The organism is Erwinia sp. LJJL01, assembly GCF_047300805.2.
GTDB classification, from domain to species: domain Bacteria; phylum Pseudomonadota; class Gammaproteobacteria; order Enterobacterales; family Enterobacteriaceae; genus Erwinia; species Erwinia aphidicola.
On record NZ_CP178576.1, the window covers coordinates 543,229 to 567,890 of the forward strand.

A 24,662-nucleotide genomic window follows, 5' to 3' on the forward strand; every position below is an offset into this window, starting at 1 on the left:
GAAACGCAGCGCCCCTGCAGTGTCGTCTGGGGCGCTGCGCGCGAACGCTTAATGCGGAAGGGGCTGTACAACTGCAGGCTGTTCGGTGCTGTTTTTTGCCACAATCACCTGATTGCGCCCGGCGTTTTTAGCCCGGTAAAGCGCATCATCCGCCTGCTTGAAGGTGTGCTCCATGGCGACGGCATTTTTCGCGGCCCAGAATGCCACTCCGACAGAAATGGTGATATGCCCGACCTGCTCCAGATCGAACCCTTCAATACGGCAGCGCACGCGCTCCGCGATCATCATGGCCACTTCGCGATCGGCGCCCGGCAGGATCATCAGAAACTCTTCGCCGCCGTTACGACAGATGACATCAGTCTGTCTGGCCCCCTGCTGCAGCTGGCGCGCCACGGTTTTAATCACCGTATCGCCCGCATCATGACCAAAGGTGTCATTAACGCGCTTAAAGTAGTCGATATCCAGCGCCAGTACCGCGAACGACTGGCTGGTGGCCTGGAAGTATTCCAGCACCGCATTCAGGCCACGGCGATTCAGCAGTTCGGTCATCGGGTCGGTCTGCACTTCGCTTTTCAGTCGGCCGATTTTGTCCTGCATCAGGGCGATCCCCGCCAGCATTGCCCGCTTAATCTGCGAGGCTTCGTAATACCAGGAGCGGATGCTGTTGATCTCTTTCGAAACGTTTTGCGTATCCATCTGGCTGGCTTTACGCGCCAGCTGCCACAGCGGTAGCGCAATGCGCTGGGCGAGGATCAGGGCCAGAATCAGCGTCAGCAGAGCAAACGGCACCGAATGTTTCAGCACCTGCAGCAGCAGGCTGTTGAGCGGCGCCAGCGTAGCCAGCCTCGGCTTGAGCGTGACGATGGTCCAGCCAGCGGTCGGGACGTTAGCGTAACCTGCCAGCATCGCCTCACCATTATCAGCGCTAACTTCCCTGTTGCCGTTGCTGGCTTTGCTGCGCTGGTCATTGCTGATTAACGGGTTGATGGTTTTGCCGACCATCTGACGGTCCTGGTGATACAGCACCTGATTTTTACCGTCGATGACGTACAGCGTTGAGCCATCACGATAGAACTGCTCACCGAGCAGCACGTTCAGAATGCTTTTTTTCTTCAGATAGATAGAGCCGCCAACATAGCCGAGATACGTGCCGGTTTTTGACCAGATCGGCCAGGAGACAAACACCAGCAGATTATTGGCGGCAGACATGCTCGGCTGGCTGATCAGCGGTTTGCGCTCGGCCAGCGCCTGTTTTGCCGCAGCTGAACTGAGGTGCATGCCCTTCAGCATCAGTGATTCCGGCGAAATAGCGCGCACCCAGCCGTTAGCATCAACAATCACCACCGAGTTAAAGCTGTTGGTTTGCTCGCGCAGGCGATCCACTTCCTGCTGTAGCCTGTCGTCATCTTCCAGCCCGCTGCCCAGCACTTTAGCGCTGTAAGAGAGCTGTGATTGCGCCAGCTGGAAAAACACCTCGGTGGTCGACGCCAGCTTGGTGGCGTAAACCCGGTTGGCTTCCAGCGTATTACCGATCAGCACATCGCGCTGCACACGCCAGCTGGCGTACAGAGAATTGGCGAGAGTGATCACAATGCTGGCGACCGCCAGCAAGGTTATTAGCGTGCGCAAGTCCGTTTTGGGGCGGGTAAGCCTCAGCATGGACTCACCTCGGTGAGAAGCATCATCATCAGCGCCTTATAATTTTTTATGCGCGTTGATACCCAAAAAATTTCATGTTGCAGGAAGGCGGCAAGTGAGGGGATCCCCGGGAGCTTACTCCAGTAAGTGACCGGGGTGAGCGAGTGCAGCCAACACACCTGCAGCGTGCAAGATGGAGGGTATGTTTAAAAGTGCGAGTTATGCCCTGGTAAAGCACCTGCCAATTGTACACCTCTCAGCCATTTTGGGAATAATCTGACGCTATCAGGGCCAGGAAATATTTCACTTAAATCGAAAAAGGAATTTATCAGAAGAAGCGGGCCAGTTGGCCCGCAGCGCGGGGTTACATTGACAGGAAGGCGTAGCCCTGGTTTTCGAGGGTGGAAACGGTCGTCGGGCTGGAGAGCGCATGGGTAACGGATTTATCAATCCACTCGGGTTTATAGTGGTGGAAAGCCACGGACTGGTCGCACACCGATACGTCCACGCCCTTCTCGCGCAGCGCAGCAATCAGCTTCAGGTTCGGGTTATCCATACCGAACTGCTTATGATACTGCTCGTTGTTCAGCATTGCTGGCGTGCCGTCGCCGGTGACCGAAACCACAAACTTCAGTTTTTCTGCTGGAACGCCGGAAGCCACGTACAGATTAACCACGCGCGCCACGCGCTCCAAACCGAGGTTCGGATCGTTCGGGCCGTTCTCCGCTTTGGTTATCTGGAAGACGATTTTATTGCTGTCGTTGACGTTCGGCTTGTAAGCCACGTTCGGCTCGTAGTGCATTTTGCCATAGCCTTCAATCGCTGGCGTCGACCAGAAACCCGCCGGGTCGCTGGCCGGATCGGCACGACTGGCAATTTTATCGATCAGTTCAGGCGCTTTAGAAAAGCTGGCGCCGACAAAACCAGCTACAGCCGCAATCAGGACATAAGAAACCACAGGACGCATAACCACTTCTCCGTAAGAGCACAGTAATGAGTGAGATATAACACAGGCTTTAGGGAAAGCTTTACCGGCTATTTTCCGCCTGGTGGCTTATTAGTTTCATATTGAAATAATATGCATTTACTACTGTATAGCTAAAATGACCTTTCCTGACTTCATTAGTGATGCCAATAAAGCCAATGTAATCCGTAGGGTCGAGGCATGCCTCGACCTTAATTGAAAGGTTCAGGCATGCCTGAACCCTATGTCTGTTTTAATCGCTGGATCTGATGATTTACTCATCATGCGATGCCGATAAAATTTAATTTAAGTAATAGAAAATTTTACGGCAACCGCCTCGGGCAATTTTTCAGAGTAACCCCTATCAAACGGCATGCCACTATCAGTAAATTTGAATAAATTTACCTAACTTTAAACAAAGAGGGGCAATGCCCCGACAACTTCTTTAACGCCAGCAGTCGATTAGTGCTGCGGCTGGCTATCCGCTGCGTTCAGTTTTTTACCGCAAAATCCCACCCTGCACGCCCCGGCAGGTGCAACAGCGGTAATTAAGGCATTTCATTCCCCACGGGCACTGGTTAAGATGGCTTCTTAGTGTGGCTATCTTATGCCCGCAGAAGAACATTTCGGCACTTTGCCGGTCAAAATCTGGACTTCCTTGTTAGGGATTGCGATATGTTAATCCGATTCAACCGAGGCCTGCTGGCTTCCCTGATAGTGACGCTGCTCGCAGCCCAGACGCTGCCAGCACGTGCGGACGTGAGCGATAATCTACCGGATATTGGCACCACCGCGGGCGGAACCCTGTCGATTAATCAGGAACTGGCAATGGGCGATTTCTACGTGCGCCAGCTGCGCGCCAGTGCGCCAATCATCAATGACCCGCTGTTAAATCAGTATATTAACGGCCTCGGCCAGCGCCTGGTGTCCCATGCCTGGTCAGTCAAAACCCCGTTCCATTTCTTCCTGATCCGTAATGATGAAATTAACGCCTTCGCCTTCTTCGGCGGCAATGTGGTGCTGCACTCTGCGCTGTTCCGCTACGCCGATAATGAAAGCCAGCTGGCTTCGGTAATGGCGCACGAAATCTCGCACGTGACCCAGCGCCATCTGGCGCGTGCGATGGAAGATCAGCAGCGCAACGCCCCGCTTACCTGGGTGGGTGCGCTGGGTTCAATTCTGCTGGCGATGGCCAGCCCGCAGGCCGGAATGGCGGCGCTGACCGGCACGCTGGCCGGAACTCAGCAGGGGATGATCAGCTTTACCCAGCAGAACGAACAGGAAGCCGACCGTATTGGCATTCAGGTGCTTCAGCGCTCCGGATTTGACCCGGAAGCCATGCCAAACTTTCTGCAAAAGCTGGCGGATGAGTCGCGCTTCGCCTCCAAACCACCGGAAATACTGCTGACGCACCCGCTGCCCGACAGCCGCCTCGCCGATGCGCGCAACCGTGCCAATCAGATGAAGCCGGTAGTGGTGCAATCCTCACAGGATTTCTATATGGCAAAAGTCAGGGCGCTGGGCATGTTCTCCACCGGGCAGAACCAGCTAAATGACGATCTGCTGACCCCACTGTCGCACGGCAACAGCCGTGAACAGGCCGCCGCGCACTATGGTAAAGCCGTGCTGTTGCTGGGCGAGAATAAATTTGCCGAAGCGCGCAATATCATCACCCCGCTGCTGGCAAAGCAGCCGGATAACGTCTGGTATCTCGATATCATGACCGACATTGATATCGGGCTGAAACAGCCGCAGCAGGCCATTAACCGCCTGCTGGCGGTGAAAGGCGTCAATACGATCCCGGTATTGCAGATCAACCTGGCGAACGCCTATGTCGAAGCGAAACAGCCTGCTAATGCCAGCAAAGTACTGTACCGCTACACCTGGGCAAATAAGGACGATCCTAACGGCTGGGACCTGCTGGCTCAGGCTTCTGCCGCGCAGGGTCTGAGCGATGAAGAGCAGGCCGCGCGCGCCGAGAGCCTGGCGCTGGCCGGCCAGCTCGACCAGGCGATCCGCAGCCTGAGCAGCGCCAGCGCCGCCGTGCCGCTTGGCAGCCTGAAACAGGCGCGTTACGACGCCCGTATCGATCAGCTGCGCCATTTACAGGAACGTTTCCGCCAGTATCAGAAATCATAAGGAGAGGATGAATGGCTGAAGTACAGATTTACCACAATCCACGCTGCTCCAAAAGCCGCGAAACCCTGGCGCTGCTGCAGGCGCACGGCATTGAACCCGAAGTGATCCTCTACCTGGAGACGCCACCGGATAGCGCCACGCTGCAAGCGCTCCTGCAGCAGCTGGGTTTCAGCAGCGCACGCCAGCTCATGCGTCATAAAGAGGAAGCTTACAAAGCGGCCGGACTCGGGGATATTAGCCTGAGCGAGCAGCAGCTGCTGGCGGCGATGGTGGCAGAACCGAAGCTGATTGAGCGGCCAATTGTGGTGGCCAACGGCCAGGCGCGCATCGGCCGCCCGCCTGAGCAGGTGCTGGAGATTTTATTGCGTTCTAAAGGCTGAGGGCTTCTTTAACAAACGGGATGGTCAGCTTGCGCTGAGCGCTGATTGATGCGCGATCCAGCTGATCGAGCGTCAAAAACAGCGTGCGCATCTCACGATCGAGACGTTTAAGCAGGAAGCGGCCAACGTCTTCCGGCAGTTCGAATCCGCGCAGGCGGGCACGCAGCTGTAGCGCCTGCAGCTTATCTTCGTCGGAGAGCGGCTGCAGTTTATAGATCTGGCCCCAGTCGAGGCGCGAAGCCAGATCGGCCAGCTTGAGGTTAAGCTGGCGCGGTGGGCGATCCCCGGTGATCAGCAGCCGGGTTTTTCCAGTTTCCAGAATGCGGTTATACAGGTCGAAGATCGCCATCTCCCAGGGTTCATCCCCGGCAATGCACTCAATATTATCGATGCAGATCAGCGCCAGCTGCTCCATGCCGTCCAGCACTTCCGGCACAAACCAGGTGCGCTTATCCAGCGGCACATAGCCCACCGCTTCGCCTTTGGCCGACAGTTCCGCGCAGGCCGCGTGCAGCAGATGGCTGCGCCCGCCACCTTCACGTGACCAGAAATAGAAGTAGCTACCGTGTTCCTGATGCAGAGCGCCCTGCAGCGCAGCCAGCAGCGACGGATTTTCCCCCGGCCAGAAGCTGGCGAAGGTTTCGTCGTCGGGCAGGTAAAGTGGCAATGAAAGCTGTGCCGGCGTGTTCAGAATCACCTCAGGGTTTTGGCAGGCAGAAATCGCGAAAAATTCTAACACAACTCGGTCAGGATCATGAAACGCTTAGCGGTCAGCGATCGTCGCGGATCGTCACAATACGCGGCAAAAAGTGCGATTAGCGCTTACTGGATAGCATAATGGTTTAAAAATCATTAGCCTTGGGCCAGTTTTTTTATTCAATAACATGGAGTCGTTATATGCCGGTCACCCGCAAAATTCGCCTGAGTATCCTCACTGCCGGCCTGTTAGCCTGTCTCGCAAGCCAGGCCACCGAGCTGCAGCACTGGCCGCAGCCGCAGGCGGACAAACTGAATCAGCTGATCGAACAGCATCGTAACAAAGGCAACTATGCGGTGTTCGATATGGATAACACCACCTATAAGAACGATCTGGAAGAGGCGTTAATACCGTGGCTGGAGAATCAGAAACTGCTGACGCGGGAGACGCTCGATCCTGCGCTTAAGCTGATCCCTTTCAACGACCTGCCGGGCAAACCCGAGAGCCTTTACAGCTATTATCACCGCCTTTGTCATATTGATGAGCTGATTTGCTATCCCTGGGCAGCACAGATTTTTTCCGGTTTTACTTTGCAGCAGCTGAAGCAGCAGGTGGATGCCATGCTGGCGCAGCAGGCGGCTATCCCGGCCTCCCTTAATCAGGAGGGTCAGCAGATCATTACGGCGGTAGAGCCGCCGAGAATGCTGCGCGGCATGCAGGAGCTTTTTGCCAAACTGCAGGAGAACGGTATCCGCGTGTATATCATGAGCGCCGCACATGAGGAGCTGGCGCGCATGGTGGCTAGCGACCCTCACTATGGCTATAACGTTAAAGCGGAAAATGTATTAGGTATCAATACCCTGCTACGAAATACCGTCACTGGCGAACTCACGACCGCACGCAAACAGATCCGCGAGGGCCGCTACCGGCCCGAACAGAATCAGCAGTTGCAGATGACCTCCTATCTGATGAACCCAATGACCTGGTATGAAGGTAAAGCGGGCAGCATGCTGGCGTACATCGATCAGTGGCGCAAACCGATTCTGGTTGGCGGAGACACCCTCTATTCAGATACTTACATGCTGCTCAACAGCACTGATGTGGCCAGCGGCGGGCAGCGACTGTGGATTAGCCGCAGTGACAATACGCGTAAAAAGCTCGATGGGCTGATTAAAAAGATGGTCAGTGAGCAACAGCAGGCAGGGGTAACCCCTGATGCCGATAAAAACTGGATAGTGGTGCAGCAGCAGCGGCTGGAATAGTCGTTACGTTAAGGGCGAGCATAAAGCTCGCCCTTACAATCCCTTACTTACCGTCCGTGCGTTCGTCAGGGACGTCGATCACCTCTTCTTCGCGGCTGCACAGGCTGATCACCTTGAAGATCAGGCTAAGCCCAACGCCCACTACGGTCGCCAGCGCCATGCCTTTCAGCTCAGCCGCGCCAATATGCACCTTCGCCCCGCTTACGCCGATAATCAGGATCACCGAGGTGAGGATCAGGTTCTGCGCTTTGTTGTAATCCACTTTCGACTCAATCAGCACGCGGATACCGGAAGCGCCGATCACCCCATACAGCAGCAGCGAAACGCCGCCCATTACCGGCACCGGGATCGCCTGAATAGCCGCCGCCAGCTTGCCCACGCAGGAGAGCAGGATCGCCAGTATCGCCGCGCCGCCGATCACCCAGGTGCTGTACACGCGGGTGATCGCCATTACGCCAATATTCTCGCCGTAGGTGGTATTCGGCGTGGAGCCGAAGAAGCCGGAGAAAATGGTCGAGACGCCGTTGGCAAACATCGAACGATGCAGGCCCGGATCTTTCAGCAGATCTTTTTTCACGATGTTGGCCGTGACCACCAGGTGACCGATATGCTCGGCAATCACCACCAGCGCCGCTGGCAGGATGGTAAAGATGGCATACCACTCAAAGCGCGGGGTGTAGAACGTTGGCAGCGCAAACCAGTGGGCTTCACGCACCGGCGTCCAGTCGACGATGCCCATGCCATAAGAGAGCGCGTAACCAACCAGCACGCCGATCAGAATCGGGATAATCGCCATAAAGCCGCGGAACATCACCGAACCGAAGATAGTCACGCCCAGCGTCACCATCGAGATAATCACGGTTTTACTGTCGGGTGAAGTGCCATCCGCCGGCAGCAGACCGGCCATATTTGCCGCCACGCCCGCCAGTTCCAGCCCGATAACCGCCACAATCGCGCCCATGGCTGCCGGGGGAAACATCACGTCCAGCCAGCCGGTACCGGCCTTTTTGACAATCAGCGCCACCAGGCAGAACAGCACGCCGCACATGATAAAACCGCCCAGCGCCACTTCATAGCCCAGCGGCAGCAGCAACAGCACCGGGGAGATAAAGGCGAAGCTGGAACCGAGGTAGGCCGGGATTTTACCTTTACAGATAAACAGATACAGCAGCGTGCCGATACCGTTGAACAACAGTACCGTGGCCGGGTTGATATGGAACAGGATCGGCACCAGCACGGTGGCGCCAAACATAGCGAACAGGTGTTGGAAGCTAAGTGGAATGGTTTGCAGCAGCGGTGGCCGCTCGCTTACGCCAATTGCGCGACGCGTCATGATGTTGTTACCCCTTGAGTTTGCCTTTGCTATAAAAAAACCGACTCTGCGGTCGGTTTAACGCTTGCGGGTCGGGCGTGCCCGCCCCCTACAAAACACATCAGATAAAATGCTGATTGAACCCGGTACATTTTGTCGTAGCTTTCGGGTCGGGCGCGCCCGCCCCCTACAAAACACATCAGATAAAATGCTGATTGAACCCGGTAGATTCTGTCGTACGGGCGAGGCATGCCTCGCCCGTAGCAAAATTATTTAGTACCAAAAATCTTATCGCCGGCATCGCCCAGGCCAGGGATAATATAACCCTTCTCGTTCAGGCCCTGGTCGATGGACGCGGTGTACACTTCCACATCCGCGTGCGCTTTCTCCAGCGCCGCCAGCCCTTCCGGTGCCGCAACCAGCACCAGCACCTTGATGCTGGTACAGCCCGCTTTCTTCAGCAGGTCGATGGTGGCGATCATCGAACCACCGGTTGCCAGCATGGGGTCTACCACCAGCGCCATGCGCTCTTCAATGTTGGAGACCAGCTTCTGGAAATAGGGCACCGGCTCCAGCGTCTCTTCATCACGATAGACGCCAACCACGCTGATGCGCGCACTCGGTACGTGCTCCAGCACCCCTTCCATCATGCCGAGACCGGCACGCAGGATTGGCACCACGGTAATTTTCTTACCTTTGATCTGATCGATTTCTACCGGACCGTTCCAGCCTTCGATAGTGACCTTTTCAGTTTCCAGATCGGCGGTGGCTTCATAAGTCAGCAGACTTCCCACTTCTGACGCGAGTTCACGGAAACGTTTGGTGCTTACGTCATGTTCACGCATCAGACCCAGTTTATGTTTGACCAGCGGGTGTTTGACTTCCACGATCTTCATTGTTGTACTCCCGGAGTGTTAAGCTGCAAAAAAAAATCGCGAGATTATAGCGCCATTTAGGCGCGGCGCCATATGACTTAGTGCAATAGTTTGCACACCCTCAGCATTATTCCTAAGGATTAGCTAAAATCCGGCTATCTGCAATGCGTGCAAGAAGGCACTCGCAAACGTTTGCCTGCACTGTTAGAATTGCGGCGCTTTATTTTTACCACCACACCAACCGCAAACCGCGTGGGGATTCGCAGTGACCGACAAAACCTCTCTCAGCTATAAAGACGCCGGCGTAGATATCGATGCGGGTAATGCTTTAGTCGACCGTATCAAAGGCGTAGTGAAAAAGACTCGTCGCCCGGAAGTGATGGGTGGACTGGGCGGTTTCGGTGCGCTTTGTGCACTGCCGCAAAAATACCGCGAACCGATTCTGGTTTCCGGCACTGACGGCGTCGGCACCAAGCTGCGTCTGGCGATGGACCTGAAACGCCACGATACCATCGGTATCGACCTGGTCGCGATGTGCGTTAACGATCTGGTGGTTCAGGGTGCTGAGCCCCTGTTTTTCCTTGATTATTATGCCACCGGCAAACTGGATGTGGATACCGCAGCCAGCGTTATCACCGGCATCGCTGAAGGCTGTTCACAGTCTGGCTGTGCGCTGGTAGGCGGCGAAACCGCTGAAATGCCGGGCATGTACCACGGCGAAGACTACGACGTGGCCGGCTTCTGCGTCGGTGTGGTTGAGAAATCCGAAATCATCGACGGCAGCAAAGTGACCGATGGCGACGTGCTGATTGCCCTGGGTTCCAGCGGCCCGCACTCTAACGGCTACTCGCTGGTGCGTAAGATTCTGGAAGTCAGCAACACTGACCCGGAAACCACGACGCTTGCAGGCAAATCACTCTCTGACCACCTGCTGGCACCGACCCGCATCTACGTGAAAAACATCCTGAGCCTGATCGAACAGGTTGATGTTCACGCCATCGCCCACCTGACCGGCGGCGGCTTCTGGGAAAACATCCCGCGCGTCCTGCCGGATAACACCCAGGCCGTGCTCGAAGAGTCAAGCTGGGAGTGGCCAGCGGTGTTTGGCTGGATGCAGCAGGCGGGTAACGTTAGCAGCTTCGAAATGTACCGCACCTTCAACTGCGGCGTCGGCATGGTGATCGCGCTGAGCGCGGCTGAAGCCGATAAGGCCGTAAAGCTGATGAATGATGCCGGCGAGAAAGCGTGGAAAATCGGCGTGATCAAAGCCTCTGACTCTGAAGAACGTGTGGTTATTAACGCATGAAGCGCATAGTCGTGCTGGTTTCCGGTAATGGAAGCAACTTACAGGCAATCCTGGACGCCTGCCAGCAGGGACGGATCAACGGCAGCGTCGCTGCCGTTTTCAGCAACAAAGCTGAGGCTTTTGGGCTGGAACGCGCGCGCGCAGCAGAAGTGCCGGCGCATGCGCTGGCGGCTGCGCAATTTGCTGACCGCGCCGCGTTTGATCGTCAGCTGATGCTGGAGATCGACGCCTATGCGCCCGATCTGGTGGTCTTAGCCGGCTATATGCGCATCCTCAGCGCCGAATTCGTCCAGCGCTACGCCGGACGGATGCTGAATATCCACCCTTCCCTGCTGCCCAAATATCCCGGTCTGCACACCCATCGCCAGGCGATTGAAAATGGCGATGAAGAGCATGGCACCTCGGTGCATTTTGTCACGGAAGAGCTGGACGGCGGTCCGGTGATTTTGCAGGCGAAAGTGCCGGTATTCAGCGACGACAGCGAAGAGGATGTCACGGCGCGCGTGCAGCATCAGGAACACGCGATCTACCCGTTGGTGGTGAGCTGGTTTGTTGATGGTCGTCTGGCGATGCGCGAGGGTGCGGCGTGGCTGGACGGCCAGCAACTGCCTGTTGAAGGGCATGCGTTCGAATAAGCGTTTGCGGGTCGGGCATGCCCGACCCCTAGCCATATCTGCCGGTAATATAATCTTCCGTACGGCGCTGACGCGGCGCAGTAAACAGTTCGTCGGTCAGACCAAACTCCACCACACTTCCCTGATGCATAAACGCGGTATAGTCCGACACGCGGGCAGCCTGCTGCATGTTATGGGTGACCAGAATCAGCGTGAAGTGCTGCTTCAACGTGCTCATCAGCTCCTCAATCACCAGCGTGGAGATGGGATCGAGCGCCGACGTTGGCTCATCCAGCAGTAAGATTTCTGGCTCAATCGCTATCGCCCGGGCGATCACCAGCCGCTGCTGCTGCCCGCTGGAGAGCGTCAGCGCATTCTGCCACAGATTATCTTTCACTTCCGGCCACAGTGCCGCCGCCCGCAGCGCCCGCTCCACCGCTTCATCCAGTACGCGTCGGTCACGCACGCCCTGCAGGCGCAGGCCATACACCACGTTGTCATAGATGGTTTTGGGGAACGGGTTAGGACGCTGGAACACCATCCCCACGCGGCGGCGCAGCGCTGAGAGATCCTGCTGCGGGGCGAGGATTGAGTGCTGCTGCAGCCGAATATCCCCTTCGATACGGCAGCCGTCAATCGTATCATTCATGCGGTTAAAGCAGCGCAGCAGGGTCGATTTGCCGCAGCCTGAGGGGCCGATTAACGCGGTGATGCGATTTTTCGGCACCCGCAGGCTGATGGCATTCAGGGCGGGTTTTTTCCCGTACCACAGGCTGAGTTTATCCAGCTCCAGCGCGGTATCCGCATCGTCAAAGGTGACATTGGTCATAAAGAATTCCGTGTTAATGCATCAGCGCACGGTAGCGCTCGCGCAGACGATGGCGCAGGACCATCGCCATTAAATTTAAGCCCAGAATCAGCAATACCAGCAGCAGCGCGGTGGCAAACACCAGCGGGCGGTCAGCTTCGGCATTGGGGCTTTGAAAAGCCAGATCGTAAATCTGAAAGCCGAGATGCATAAATTTACGATCGAGATGTAAATAAGGGAACAGTGAGTCAATCGGCAGCTCGGGCACCATCTTCACCACGCCGACCAGCATCAGCGGCGCGGTCTCCCCGGCGGCGCGCGCGACGGCCAGAATCAGCCCGGTCAGCATCGCCGGTAACGCCAGCGGCAGCGTGACGTGCCACAGGGTCTCTGCCCGCGTTGCGCCGAGCGCGAGGGAGCCCTGGCGCAGCGAGGGCGGAATGCGCGACAGCCCCTCTTCGGTGGCAACAATTACCACCGGCAGGGTCAGCAGAGCCAGCGTCAGCGAAGCCCACAGCAGCCCCGGTGTACCAAAGGTCGGGTTCGGCAACGACGAGGCGAAGAACAGGCGGTCGAGGCTACCGCCCATCAGCCAGACAAAGAACCCGAGGCCAAACACGCCATAGACAATCGACGGCACGCCGGCCAGATTAACCACGGCAATGCGCACCAGCCGCGTCAGCAGGTTGCGCCCGGCGTACTCGTGCAGCCAGACGGCGGCAATCACGCCGAGCGGCATCACCACCACCGACATCAGCAATACCATCAGCACGGTGCCAAAGATCGCCGGGAAGATGCCGCCGTCGCCCTGGCTGTCACCTTTAGCGTCGCTGACGAAGTGCCATAGCTGGCTGCCGAAATGCTGCCACTTCTGCGCCAGCGTCATGGCATTCGGCTGCCAGGCAGCGACAATCTGCGCCAGGGAGATCGGATGCTGCACGCCGCCTGCATCGCGCAACAGCAGCACGGTACTGTTACTTTCACGCTGCAGTGCCGACAGACGTGCGGCCTGGCGGCCAAACTGGCGCTGCAGTTCGGCACGGTCTGCCTCATACATCGACTGCGCCTCCGCCGTGTAGCGCTGCTCGTCGCGCTGCTTCTGCCGCTGGCGCTCCAGCTCTTCCATCTGCGCATTTAGCCGCGCCATATTCACCCGGCGCAGCTTTTCCGCTTCCTCGATACGCTGGCGCGTCTGCACTAAACGCTGCTGCAGCGCCTGGCCGAGATCCTGTGCCGTCAGCGGCTGGTTATCTTCCAGCAGGCCGTCAAACCAGCCGTAGGCGTTGCCGCCGCTGCGCCGCTGCAGCACGATCGCCTGGCCCGGCTTATCCTGCTGCACAATCTGGCTGGAGAGAAGAGTGTGAAAATCCGGCGCGTTAAAATCGCGGTTGCCGGTTTTGATCAGATAGCGCGTAACCTGTTCCGGCGTCTCCCCTACCAGCGGCTGCCCGCTGGCCAGAAGCTGCTGGCGCGAGACCGTCTGCTGTTGCGCCACTTCGCCCAGCATCTGCACCTCACCGTGCGCCGTTTTCAGCGTGAACTGCACCAGCGGCTGCGGCCAGAAATAGCGCAGCCCCTGCCAGGCCAGCAGCGCAATCAACAGCAGGAAAGCCAGCAGGCTGAGCGCTACCGCGCCGCCGGTCAGCCAGCGCCAGCGGTGATTATTGCGTGCCGCGTTGATCATCCCTGAATCTCCTGCTGGCTGTAACGCTGGCGCAGGCGCTGACGCACCATCTCCGCAAGGGTATTGACCACCAGGGTGAACACCAGCAGCACCAGCGCAGACAGGAACAGAATACGATAGTGAGCGCTACCCGCCGCGGCTTCAGGCATCTCCACCGCCACGTTCGCTGCCAGCGAGCGCAGCCCCTCGAACAGGCCGCCGTGCGTCACCGGAGTATTGCCTGTCGCCATCAGCACGATCATGGTTTCTCCTATCGCGCGACCAAAGCCAATCATTAATGCGGCAAAGATGCCGGAGGAAGCTCCCGGCAGCACCACGCGCGTCAGGGTTTGCCACTGCGTCGCCCCCAGCGCCAGCGAGCCTTGCCCGAGTTCCGCCGGAACGCTGAAGATGGCATCTTCCGCCAGGGTAAAGATCAGCGGCACCAGCGCAAAGCCCATCGCCACCCCGGCCACCAGCAGATTGCGCTGCTGATAACGGGTGCTGATGACGTCAGCCAACTGCTGCCCCCACAGCGCCTGGGTGACCAGCGGCACCAGCCACAGCGTTGCCGCGGCGGTCAGCAGCAGGACCGGCAGCAGGATCAGCACTTCACGCCCTTCGGACAGCCAGCGCTTGCGCCAGTGCGCCGGTAATTTTTGCATTGCCCAGCCGCACAGCAGCAGCACGGCGGCCAGCGCCAGCGGCAGCAGCAGCACGCCGGGAAGCCTGTCGGCAATACGCGGCGCCAGCCACAACCCGGCGATCAGGCCGATCACCACGCTGGGCAGCGCCCCCATCATCTCGATGGCCGGTTTGACCCAGCGCCGCAGTGCCGGCGTCATAAACCAGGCGGTGTACATCGCCGCTGCCAGCGCCAGCGGCGTGGCAAACAGCATCGCCAGCCCGGCGGCTTTCAGGGTTCCCACCACCATCGGCACCAGGCTGTATTTCCCCTGATAGTAGTCATTGGCAGAGGTCGACTGCCAGACATAGTCCGGGGAAGGATAGTGCTCGTACCAGACTTTCTGCCACAGGCTACGCCAGCTGATGTCCGGCCATGGATTGGTCAGCTGAAAGTGCTGCCAGCGCCCGTCCCGCTCCACCAGCAGCCCATCGCCTTCCGGAGAGAACTGCGCTCGGGTGATACCCGGTGTGAGCTGATGGCTGAGGATGGCTCCCTGCTGCTTGCTGGCAAACAGCTTAAGCTCGCCCTGCGGGCTAAGCGTGGCAAACACCCGGCGGTGTGCTTCAGTGACGATCAGCGGCTGCCACTCTGCCCCGGCAAAACGGCGGATCTGGCGCAGGTGCGGGCCACTCGGGCTGGCGATATCAAACCACTGGCTGATGCCGTCTTCATCGGCGATCAGTAGCGAACTGCCGCCGCTCAGCATCGCGATGCTTTTCACCGGCTGCGTCAGCGTCAGCACGTCGCGCAGTTGAGGCGCGCCGCTGCCGATGTTCCAGACGCGCAGCTGTGAACCGGCCAGCGCAAACAGCAGGCGGCCATCCGGTGACAGCAGCAGCTGGCTGACGTCGCGGATGTCCAGACGATAATTTTGTGCAGGGAGCTGGGATTGCAGCTGCCATAGCGTGATATGGTCGGGAGTCGCCAGCGCCACCTGCCAGCGGTTTTCACCACTTTGCGCCAGGCTGAACTGGTTGATGGTCGTTTCACCGCTGGAGAGCGGCAGATCGCCCAGCGGGAACTTCCAGCGCGGCGCTTCACCGGGGATAAACTCAGGTTTTACCAGCACCATTGAGCCCTGTGCTGACAGCAGCAGCGTGCTGCCGTTATCGCTACTGCTGCTGGCTCTGACCGCGCTGCGCATTAGCGGGAACGGGCTCATCGGCGGCTCCGCATTCAGCGGGATAAAATAGCCGTTGCCCTGATTATCAATGCGCCAGCCCCATTGCTGCTGCCGGTCCATCCCCAGCGCAACCGCAGGCTGATGTTGCCACAGTTTGATTTCGTTTCCGGCGTGGATCGCGGGGGAGACGAACAGCGGAACGACGACCCAAATCAGCCAGAAAAACAGCAGCATCATTACCAGTAGAATGGCCACACCGCATGCCGTGACCACGCGCCGCGTCAGCCGATCGATAAAGCGGCGGCGCCCGGCGTTGTCGTGAACAGGGATTGGGCGGTCAGTCATATCAACGTGGGTTTCCATTGTGCTTCGAAGCCGCTATGTTGCCCGTATGTAGTTAATAAGACAATCAACATTCACCGGGCGTTGGACAATGCTGCCATACTCTCGCCATAATGTTGCAGAACAATGGATACCTTCATCCTGAATCAGCCAACGGAGTAAAAATGGGTCAGGAAAAGCTGTATATAGAGAAAGAGTTAAGTTGGTTATCCTTCAATGAACGCGTGTTGCAGGAAGCTGCCGATAAAACTAACCCGCTGATTGAGCGTATGCGCTTTCTGGGTATCTATTCCAATAATCTGGAAGAGTTTTATAAAGTCCGCTTTGCAGACCTGAAACGCCGCATTCTGATCGGCGAGGAGCAAGGCTCCCCAAATACGCCGCGCCACCTGCTAAAAAAAATCCAGGCGCGCGTACTGAAAGCCGATCAGGAGTTCGACAGCCTCTACAATGACCTGCTGCTGGAGATGGCGCGTAACCAAATCTTCCTGATTAATGAACGCCAGCTCTCCCCCAATCAGCAGAGCTGGCTGCGCCACTACTTTAAGCACCATCTGCGCCAGCACATTACTCCGATCCTGATTAACCACGACACTGACCTGATTGAGTTCCTGAAAGACGACTACACCTATCTGGCAGTGGAGATTATTCGCGGCGAAGATATTCGCTATGCGCTGCTGGAGATCCCCTCCGATAAAGTGCCGCGCTTCGTTAATCTGCCACCGGAGACGCCGCGCCGCCGCAAGCCGATGATCCTGCTGGATAACATCCTGCGCTACTGCCTGGGCGATATTTTCCGTGGCTTCTTCGACTACGACGCGCTTAACGCCTACTCGATGAAGATGACGCGCGATGCGGAATATGATTTGGTCACCGAGATGGAGTCGAGCCTGCTGGAGCTGATGTCTTCCAGCCTGAAGCAGCGCCTGACGGCCGAACCCGTGCGCTTTGTTTATCAGCGCGATATGCCGGATGCCATGGTGCAAATGCTGGGTAAAAAGCTCAACATCACCAACTATGACTCGATTGTTCCCGGCGGCCGCTACCATAATTTTAAAGACTTTATTGGCTTCCCAAACGTGGGCAAAGCGAACCTGGTCAATAAACCGCTGCCGCAGCTGCGCCATATCTGGTTTGACCGCTTCCGCAATGGCTTTGACGCCATCCGTAATCGCGATGTGCTGCTCTACTACCCTTATCACACCTTTGAGCACGTGCTGGAGCTGCTGCGCCAGGCCTCCTTTGACCCAGCGGTGCTGGCGATCAAAATCAATATCTACCGCGTGGCGAAAGACTCACGCATTATCGATGCGATGATCCACGCCGCCTATAACGGCAAGAAAGTCACCGTGGTGGTGGAGCTTCAGGCGCGCTTCGATGAAGAGGCCAATATTCACTGGGCCAAGCGGCTGACCGAAGCCGGCGTGCATGTGATCTTCTCCGCGCCTGGCCTGAAGATTCACGCCAAGCTGTTCCTCATTTCGCGCCATGAAAACGGCGAGATTGCGCGCTATGCGCATATCGGCACCGGTAACTTTAACGAAAAAACCGCGCGTATTTATACCGACTACTCGCTGCTGACCGCCGATGCGCGTATCACCAACGAAGTGCGCCGGGTGTTTAACTTTATCGAAAACCCGTATCGCCCGGTAACTTTCGAACATCTGATGGTCTCGCCGCAGAACTCGCGCAAGATGCTGTATCAGCTGATTGATAATGAGATCGCCAATGCGCAGAAAGGCATTCCTGCCGGTATCACGCTGAAGATTAACAACCTGGTCGACAAAGGCCTGGTGGACCGCCTTTATACCGCGTCCAGCGTGGGTGTGAAGGTCGAACTGCTGGTGCGCGGCATGTGCTCGCTGATCCCGAATCTGGAAGGCATCAGCGAAAATATTCGCGTTATTAGTATTGTCGACCGCTACCTGGAACACGATCGCGTCTATATTTTTGATAACGGCGGCGATAAAAAAGTGTTCCTCTCGTCCGCTGACTGGATGACACGCAACATCGATTATCGCATCGAAGTGGCCGTCGCCATCCTTGACCCTATTCTGAAACAGCGCATCCTGGATATTATCGCCATCCTGTTAAGTGATACGCTGAAGGCCCGTTTCGTCGATAAAGAGTTGAGCAACCGCTATGTTCCACGCGGTAACCGCCGCAAGGTGCGCGCCCAGCTGGCCATCTACGATTACATTAAATCACTTGAGCAACCTGATTAATCACTATGCCAATTTCCCATAAAAGTACGCCGAAACCGCAGGAATTTGCTGCCATCGACCTGGGTTCGAACAGTTTTCACATGGTGATTGCCCGCGTAGTGGACGGGGCGATGCAGGTGCTTGGCCGTCTGAAGCAGCGCGTGCACCTGGCTGACGGGCTGGACAGTAACAACGTGCTGAGCGAAGAAGCCATCGAGCGCGGACTGACCTGCCTGGCGCTGTTTGCAGAACGTTTGCAGGGCTTCAGCCCGGCCAATGTCACCATCGTCGGCACCCATACCCTGCGCCAGGCGGTTAACGCCGAAGATTTCCTGCAGCGTGCCGCCGACGTTATCCCCTACCCGATTGAGGTGATCTCCGGCCACGAAGAAGCGCGCCTGATCTTTATGGGTGTGGAACATACCCAGCCGGAAAAAGGCCGCAAGCTGGTGATCGATATCGGCGGCGGCTCAACCGAACTGGTGATTGGTGAAGACTTCGAGCCAAAACTGGTCGAAAGCCGCCGCATGGGCTGCGTCAGCTTTGCCAATCTCTACTTCCCGGGCGGCGCCATCAGCAAAGAGAACTTCCGCCGGGCGCGCCTGGCTGCGGTGCAGAAACTGGAAACGCTGGCATGGCAGTACCGTCTGATGGGCTGGCAGTATGCGCTCGGTGCCTCCGGCACCATTAAGGCGACCTGTGAAGTGCTGCAGGCAATGGGCGAGAAAGACAAGCTGATTACGCCGGAGCGGCTGGAAAAGCTGTATGACGAGGTGATCAAGCACAAATCGTTTGATGCCCTGAGCCTGCCGGGGCTGTCGGAAGAGCGTAAAGGGGTGTTTGTGCCGGGTCTCGCCATTCTTTGTGGCGTATTCGATGCGCTGGCGATCCGCGAACTGCGCCTGTCCGACGGTGCGCTGCGCGAAGGCGTGCTGTATGAAATGGAAGGCCGCTTCCGCCATCAGGATATCCGCAGCCGTACCGCACAGAGCCTGGCAAACCACTACGCCATCGACAGCGATCAGGCGCGCCGCGTGCTGGAAACCACTGAACTGCTCTACAACCAGTGGCGCGACCAGAACAGCAAGCAGGCCAATCCGCAGCTGGATGCGCTGCTGAAGTGGGCGGCGATGCTACACGAAGTGGGTCTGACGATTAACCACAGCGGCATGCAGCGCCACTCCGCCTATATCCTGCAAAACACCAATATGCCGGGGTTTAATCAGGATCAGCAGACGCTGCTGGCCACGCTGGTACGCTATCACCGTAAGGCGGTGAAAGTGGATGAGATGCCGCGCCTGACGCTGTTTAAACGTAAACAGTTTCTGCCGCTGGTGTTCCTGTTGCGCCTGGGTACGCTGCTGAATAACCAGCGCCAGGCGACCTCGAAACCTGAGGAACTGAAGCTGGAAACCGATGAGGGTCACTGGACCCTGACGTTCCCGCGTGACTACTTCAGCCAGAACAACCTGGTTCAGCTCGACCTTGAGCGCGAACAGACTTACTGGAATGACATCACCGGCTGGCAGCTGACCATTCAGGAAGAAGCGTAACCGTTGACGGGGCCGATCGGAACAGAAGATCGGCCCCGACAGAACCAGGGCCGATCGGAACAGAGGATCGGCCCCTACATGTAAACTTTTTTTCGCTCAGGCTTAAATGACCACGCAAAATTGATCCTATGACCTTACGTACAGACAGCTACTTTAGCGAAAAATACGCGCTCACCGCGGCGCATTCCGAAGTCGTCGCAGCCATGCCGTATCTGGATGGCGGCAAAGCCCTGGACGTCGGCTGCGGCAGCGGTCGCAACACGCTTTATCTCAACAATCGCGGCTTTGACGTCACGGCCTGGGACATTAACCCGGCTTCGCTGGCGCGGCTGGAGCAGATTATCAGCGCGGAGAACCTTAGCGGTATCCATCCCTCTATGCAGGATCTCAACCAGCATCGTTTTAACGGCGCCTATAATCTGGTGCTGTCGACGGTGGTGATGATGTTTCTACAGCCGGAAACGATCCCACAGCTGATTGCCGACATGCAGGCCAGCACGGTGCGCGACGGTTACAACCTGATCGTCGCCGCGATGGATACCCAGGACTACCCATGCGATCAGGGTTTCCCCTTTGCCTTTAAGTCCGGTGAACTGAGCCACTATTACCGCAAGTGGCACATCGTGAAATACAACGAGCATGTCGGGCAGCTGCACCGCAAGGATGAGAATGGCCAGCGCATCTCCCTGCGCTTTGCCACCCTGCTGGCGCAGAAGGCCAGCGTGAAAGCGTAATTACTTGCTCAGGGCGGACGTCGCCAGATCCTGCAACGGCAGCGCTTCACCGATGGCGACGCCCTGCAGATAATCCACGCCCAGCTTGCGCAGCGCGCTTGCGGTCTCCTCGTTTTCCACCGATTCGGCAACGATCTGCATGCGCTTGAGGCGGGCCACCATGCAGATTGACTCGATAATCTGGTAATCAAGGCTGTTATTCAGCATGTTGCGGATAAAACTGCCGTCGATCTTCAGCATGTCCACCTGCACCACTTTCAGGCTGGCGTAGCTGGCATAGCCAGTACCGAAATCATCAATTGCCACGCGGCAGCCTAACTGGCGCAGTTGGGCAATGGTTCGATTAACCCAGCTATGATCGCTGAGCATCGGCGATTCGGCGACTTCAACGATCAGCTGCCACGGTTCAATATCGCTGGCTTTCAGCCGGGCAGCCAGTTCAGTGGCCAGCTGAGGGCGACAAAGCGTGGCGGCAAACAGGTTAACGGCCAGACGGATCCCCGGCAGCACAGCGCGGTGACGGTCAATAAAGGTTAACGCCTGGTCCAGCACCATGCGGTCCACTTCCCATGTCAGGCCAAATTCCTGCACGACGGGCATAAAACTCGCTGGCTTGATGTACTCGCCCTGCGCATTCACCATGCGCAGCAGAATTTCATAAAAGTCATCGCCGCGCACACCGTGGATTTTCTGCGCCACCAGGCAAAAACCGTCGCTCTGCAGCGCCAGTTGAACATCGCGCAGCATTTCCAACTTTTCACTGACGTGACGCTGGACCGGGACCTTCTCCGTCTGTTGCAGATTTTCCGCATGGCCGCTGCGCAAGGAGATCTCCGCCATCGCGCTCATTTCCCCCAGCAGTTCATACAGATGTGATACGGGCGGATAAACGCTGCAGTGGCTGATGCCGACCTGCGGATGGATCGGCAGGCCATCCCAGCTCAGACGATAATCTTTTAACCGCGCTTCTAACCCTTCAATGCGAGCCTGGTAGCCGATACTCCCCAGGCGCACCACCAGGTCAAACCCCGGCAGCTGATAGATCCCTTCACCTTTAAGGAGGAAGGGTTGCAGATGACTGGCCAGACTGCGTTTATACTGAATCCGCAGCTTCAGGCCATAGGTTCGGCTCAGGCGGTCAAGGTCGGGAATACGTAAAAAGCAGAGTGCCGAACCGGCATTTTTTGCCAGGTCCTGATTTAAGGCGCGCAGATTCGGCATGCCAATGACCGGATCGGTAAGCGCCATTTCGCGAGCTTTTGCCAGTAAACGACGCTGGCGGGTGCTGAGGGCCGACATCAATAAGATCGTCAGCGTAAACACCAGCAAATTGGCTGAGATCACGGCGAGGTTGTAGGGTTCAACCAACGGGTCCATAAAGCGGTCACGCAGCTGATAGAGCACCACCAGCAACGTCCCCCAGCACAAAGAGGTGAACAGATAGCCAAAGCGCAGCGCTGCCCACAGCATCAGCGGTAAAAGCAGGGGGATACCATACTCGGTCGTCAGCAGATTATTGGTCGTAGTGCGAAACTGCGTCAGCATAATCAGCGCAGCGAGCATCAACGCCAGCCAGCTAAACCACTCGCGCAGCGTAACCCCGGCAGCAAATTGCTGCTGGCAGCGGCCGCTCAGAATACGTAGATAATAGGGGTTGCGAAAAATGCGCAGCATAAAGTAGAACAGCTGCACGGTAGCCAGGGAGGCCAGCAGCACCGATTGATAGTTCAGCAGCGTATGCAGAGAGTAGAAATCATGAGCGAATACTGAATTCGTCACGGGTAAAATGCCTATCGGCATCGCCAGCTGCATCATTGCAATAAACATCGTCGGCATGGCAAAGGCCAGCCAGAACAGGCGTGCAGAGACCTGGCTCACCTCTCCGAAGCTAATCCCCCAGCGCTTTTTGGTCTGTGCGCGATAGCCACTCCAGCCCAGCACCAGCGTAGTCATAATTAATAAAACAATCACCGTCGCCTGAGTGCCGGTGTAACGATGAAAATAGTGCCAGCATAGCGCGAGGACGATACCCGGTAGTGCTCCCCAGTCAAAAACCATCAGCAAGGCGATCATCAACGCCAGCGGCAAATAGATGAGATAGACGTAACCTTCAGGGAACCATAACCGGACCGACATTGAGGAGGCCACAGGCATCAGCAGTAGGGCGAACAGGAGCGGTAGCCCCCACCAGCGGCGAGAGAGTGTTTGCAGCATTACCAATTTAGTCATGAGGGTATCGTAGAATTTAGTATTATTAGCAGGTTTTATTTATTCTAACCAACAATCATGTTGAGAATTGGTGAAAAGTATTATTAAATCCTGAGTATAGTAGAGCTAAAATCTCACTCTAATTTGATCTAAATCAGTTTATTTTATAATAAATGCTATTCCCACCATTTGATCAAACCACCATCGGCCAGAACAGATGTTATTCTTCAGCGGGCCAGTTGTTGATCGTGGCGCAGGATCGTTGACCTGCACGCGATGCTGTGCGTAAATTGTTCATCGTCCGCACGGGCACATTACAGGAAAAATTGCGTGAATAGCGCTATGTCATTTAAAAAACGTCAGAAAACCGGAAGCATGACGCGAGTTATCTTGCTGGTGAGTTTTATCATCTTGTTAGGACGCCTGATCTTCGTAGTACCCGGTGCTATCGAGCATCATCAGCAGAAAAAACTGCTACCTGCGAACCCAGTCAGCGTCGTTAACGACAAATAGCCACTGCCGGGTGGCCATGCTGCAAACGCTTTTCGGAGCTTTTGCTGACCCGCTGATGCCCAAAATCAGCTAAGCTATATGCGCTCCGCTTCCCTCTTTATACCTGAAAACCCTCAGGCTGCAGCTCACGGTTCTGCCGTCTGGAGTGGTTAAAGTTCAGTCTGACAAAAGGATGTTGTATGTCCGTAGCGCCTTCTCATGTTCAGCAGTTAGCTGAAGTTCGCAGCCGTATTCTGAACCTGCTGCTGAATGATAAAGACCTCGTTGATACCCTGCTGGAACGCCCGCTGCGCGAGTCCGAGGCTGAAGCTGAGGCGCATCGCGAGCAGGTTGAAGAGATTAAAGCCACGCTTCCGGTACTGCACGCGGCCGATATTGCTGACCTGCTAGAGGCCCTGCCCGAGGATGAACGCCTGGCGCTATGGCGGCTGATTGGCAACGATCGCCGCGGCCGGGTGCTGGTTGAAGCCTCAGAAAACGTCTGGGAAAGCCTGATTGAGGAGATGAGCGACCGCGATCTGCTGCGCGCCATCAAACCGCTGGATATCGACGAACAGGTTTATCTGGCTAAGTATCTGTCGCGCGACCTGACCGGGCGCCTGCTGACCTCGCTGGATCCGGAACTGCGTTCGCGCGTGCTCGACGTGGTGGATTTCGACCGCGACCGCGTTGGCCGCATCATGGATTTCAAGCTGGTCACGGTGCGCGCCGACGTGACGCTGGCGACCGTTCAGCGTTTTCTGCGCAGTAAGAAAACCATCCCCGACGGCACGGACAAGCTGTTTGTCACCGGAAAAAATAACAAGCTGCTGGGCGAACTGCCGCTGACGGAAATCCTGCTGAATACTCCGGAAAAGCTGGTGTCGGAGGTGATGAACGCCAAACCCACCACCTTTCTGATTGACGATAAAGCGGAAGACGCGGCCGGTGCCTTCGAACGTTATAACCTGATCTCCGCCGCCGTTATCGATGCCAAAGGCAAGCTGATGGGGCGCGTCACTATCGAAGATGTCGTCGACCTGGTCAACGAAACCAACGACAGCAGCATGCGTAAAATGGGTGGGGTTAATCCTGAAGAGGATGTGTTTGCCCCGGTGCGAAAAGCCGTGCGTACCCGCTGGGCCTGGCTGGCGGTCAACCTCTGCACTGCGTTTGTTGCCTCACGCGTAATTGGCCTGTTCGAGGCGACGATTTCCCAACTGGTGGCGCTGGCCGCATTAATGCCTATCGTCGCCGGGATTGGCGGCAACACCGGCAACCAGACTATCACCATGATTGTGCGCGCCCTCGCCCTGCATCAGGTGGAACCCGGAAACTTCTCGTTCCTGATAGGGCGCGAGCTTGGCGTGGCGCTGATTAATGGCCTGTTCTGGGGCGGCATCATGGGGGGCATTACCTGGGCAATGTACGGCAACCCGGCGCTGGGCGGCGTGATGATGCTGGCGATGGTGCTGAACCTGCTGCTGGCGGCCTTAATGGGGGTGCTGATCCCCCTGCTGATGACCAAATTCAAGCGCGACCCGGCGGTGGGTTCCAGCGTGCTGATTACCGCGCTAACCGACACCGGTGGCTTCTTTATCTTCCTCGGGCTGGCCACGATCTTCCTGCTGCCCTGATCGCAGGATGTGACGCACTTTGT

At 56.9% G+C, this 24,662-nt stretch carries 19 protein-coding genes; 10 read left to right on the top strand and 9 right to left on the bottom strand.

What is annotated here, in order from left to right; genetic code table 11:
• Positions 1–48: 48 nt before the first annotated feature.
• Positions 49–1,659, bottom strand: a complete 1,611-nt coding sequence (locus tag ACLI4M_RS03285; protein ID WP_133623090.1) for a sensor domain-containing diguanylate cyclase — start codon at positions 1,657–1,659, stop codon at positions 49–51.
• A 343-nt stretch (positions 1,660–2,002) separates the two neighbouring features.
• Positions 2,003–2,605, bottom strand: coding sequence for a DsrE family protein (locus ACLI4M_RS03290; protein WP_048915218.1), 603 nt, complete (start codon positions 2,603–2,605; stop codon positions 2,003–2,005).
• Positions 2,606–3,277: 672 nt separating this feature from the next.
• Between ACLI4M_RS03290 and ACLI4M_RS03295 the strand changes: the two genes are divergently transcribed.
• Together ACLI4M_RS03295 and arsC are read left to right on the top strand one after the other, a co-directional pair.
• Positions 3,278–4,741, top strand: a complete 1,464-nt coding sequence (locus tag ACLI4M_RS03295; RefSeq protein ID WP_099754797.1) for a beta-barrel assembly-enhancing protease — start codon at positions 3,278–3,280, stop codon at positions 4,739–4,741.
• Positions 4,742–4,752: 11 nt separating this feature from the next.
• A complete protein-coding gene (arsC, locus tag ACLI4M_RS03300) occupies positions 4,753–5,121 on the top strand; it encodes an arsenate reductase (glutaredoxin) (RefSeq protein ID WP_133623089.1) in 369 nt (122 codons plus the stop codon).
• Here the strand turns inward: arsC and hda are convergent.
• Positions 5,111–5,818: a DnaA inactivator Hda gene (hda, locus tag ACLI4M_RS03305; protein ID WP_048915215.1), complete on the bottom strand. Its 708-nt coding sequence runs from the start codon at positions 5,816–5,818 to the stop codon at positions 5,111–5,113. The genes arsC and hda overlap by 11 nt on opposite strands.
• A 200-nt stretch (positions 5,819–6,018) precedes the next feature.
• Between hda and ACLI4M_RS03310 the strand changes: the two genes are divergently transcribed.
• The gene (locus tag ACLI4M_RS03310; RefSeq protein WP_133623088.1) at positions 6,019–7,080 is read left to right on the top strand and encodes a haloacid dehalogenase-like hydrolase; all 1,062 of its coding nucleotides are present in this window, start codon (positions 6,019–6,021) and stop codon (positions 7,078–7,080) included.
• A gap of 43 nt (positions 7,081–7,123) precedes the next feature.
• Here ACLI4M_RS03310 and uraA read toward each other — a convergent pair whose 3' ends face one another.
• On the bottom strand, positions 7,124–8,413 hold the full coding sequence (uraA, locus tag ACLI4M_RS03315; protein ID WP_133623087.1) for a uracil permease: 1,290 nt from the start codon (positions 8,411–8,413) through the stop codon (positions 7,124–7,126).
• A 248-nt stretch (positions 8,414–8,661) separates the two neighbouring features.
• Entirely contained in the window at positions 8,662–9,288 is a 627-nt protein-coding gene (gene upp, locus ACLI4M_RS03320) for a uracil phosphoribosyltransferase (RefSeq protein WP_048915212.1), read from the bottom strand.
• A 244-nt stretch (positions 9,289–9,532) separates the two neighbouring features.
• Between upp and purM the strand changes: the two genes are divergently transcribed.
• Together purM and purN are read left to right on the top strand one after the other, a co-directional pair.
• The gene (gene purM / locus ACLI4M_RS03325; RefSeq protein ID WP_133623086.1) at positions 9,533–10,573 is read left to right on the top strand and encodes a phosphoribosylformylglycinamidine cyclo-ligase; all 1,041 of its coding nucleotides are present in this window, start codon (positions 9,533–9,535) and stop codon (positions 10,571–10,573) included.
• Complete coding sequence (gene purN / locus ACLI4M_RS03330; RefSeq protein ID WP_048915210.1) at positions 10,570–11,208, top strand: phosphoribosylglycinamide formyltransferase; 639 nt, start codon at positions 10,570–10,572, stop codon at positions 11,206–11,208. Before purM ends, purN begins: the two co-directional genes overlap by 4 nt.
• Positions 11,209–11,236: 28 nt before the next feature.
• On the opposite strand, the gene pstB is transcribed toward purN, so the two are convergent.
• Genes pstB through ACLI4M_RS03345 form a run of 3 tightly spaced genes read right to left on the bottom strand, consistent with a single transcriptional unit; the run spans position 11,237 to position 15,832 of the window.
• Positions 11,237–12,016, bottom strand: coding sequence for a phosphate ABC transporter ATP-binding protein PstB (gene pstB / locus ACLI4M_RS03335; protein WP_099754794.1), 780 nt, complete (start codon positions 12,014–12,016; stop codon positions 11,237–11,239).
• Positions 12,017–12,029: 13 nt separating this feature from the next.
• Positions 12,030–13,679: a phosphate ABC transporter permease PstA gene (gene pstA / locus ACLI4M_RS03340; protein ID WP_048915208.1), complete on the bottom strand. Its 1,650-nt coding sequence runs from the start codon at positions 13,677–13,679 to the stop codon at positions 12,030–12,032.
• A complete protein-coding gene (locus ACLI4M_RS03345; protein ID WP_133623085.1) occupies positions 13,676–15,832 on the bottom strand; it encodes an ABC transporter permease subunit in 2,157 nt (718 codons plus the stop codon). The genes pstA and ACLI4M_RS03345 overlap by 4 nt, the downstream gene beginning before the upstream one ends.
• Before the next feature lie 143 nt (positions 15,833–15,975).
• Here ACLI4M_RS03345 and ppk1 point away from each other — a divergent pair, with 143 nt between their 5' ends.
• From ppk1 to tehB, 3 genes are all read left to right on the top strand, one after another.
• Entirely contained in the window at positions 15,976–18,036 is a 2,061-nt protein-coding gene (gene ppk1, locus ACLI4M_RS03350; RefSeq protein ID WP_048915206.1) for a polyphosphate kinase 1, read from the top strand.
• A gap of 5 nt (positions 18,037–18,041) precedes the next feature.
• On the top strand, positions 18,042–19,568 hold the full coding sequence (ppx, locus tag ACLI4M_RS03355; RefSeq protein ID WP_133623084.1) for an exopolyphosphatase: 1,527 nt from the start codon (positions 18,042–18,044) through the stop codon (positions 19,566–19,568).
• Positions 19,569–19,696: 128 nt separating this feature from the next.
• Positions 19,697–20,302 (top strand): tellurite resistance methyltransferase TehB, encoded by a 606-nt coding sequence (gene tehB / locus ACLI4M_RS03360; RefSeq protein WP_133623083.1) that lies wholly within the window; start codon positions 19,697–19,699, stop codon positions 20,300–20,302.
• On the opposite strand, the gene ACLI4M_RS03365 is transcribed toward tehB, so the two are convergent.
• Positions 20,303–22,531, bottom strand: a complete 2,229-nt coding sequence (locus tag ACLI4M_RS03365) for an EAL domain-containing protein (protein ID WP_133623082.1) — start codon at positions 22,529–22,531, stop codon at positions 20,303–20,305.
• Positions 22,532–22,840: 309 nt separating this feature from the next.
• On the opposite strand from ACLI4M_RS03365, the gene ACLI4M_RS03370 reads away from it, so the two are divergent.
• Both ACLI4M_RS03370 and mgtE read left to right on the top strand, forming a co-directional pair.
• Positions 22,841–23,023 (top strand): YfgG family protein, encoded by a 183-nt coding sequence (locus tag ACLI4M_RS03370; RefSeq protein WP_048915202.1) that lies wholly within the window; start codon positions 22,841–22,843, stop codon positions 23,021–23,023.
• Positions 23,024–23,202: 179 nt separating this feature from the next.
• On the top strand, positions 23,203–24,639 hold the full coding sequence (gene mgtE / locus ACLI4M_RS03375) for a magnesium transporter (RefSeq protein WP_133623081.1): 1,437 nt from the start codon (positions 23,203–23,205) through the stop codon (positions 24,637–24,639).
• The last annotated feature ends 23 nt before the right edge of the window (positions 24,640–24,662 follow it).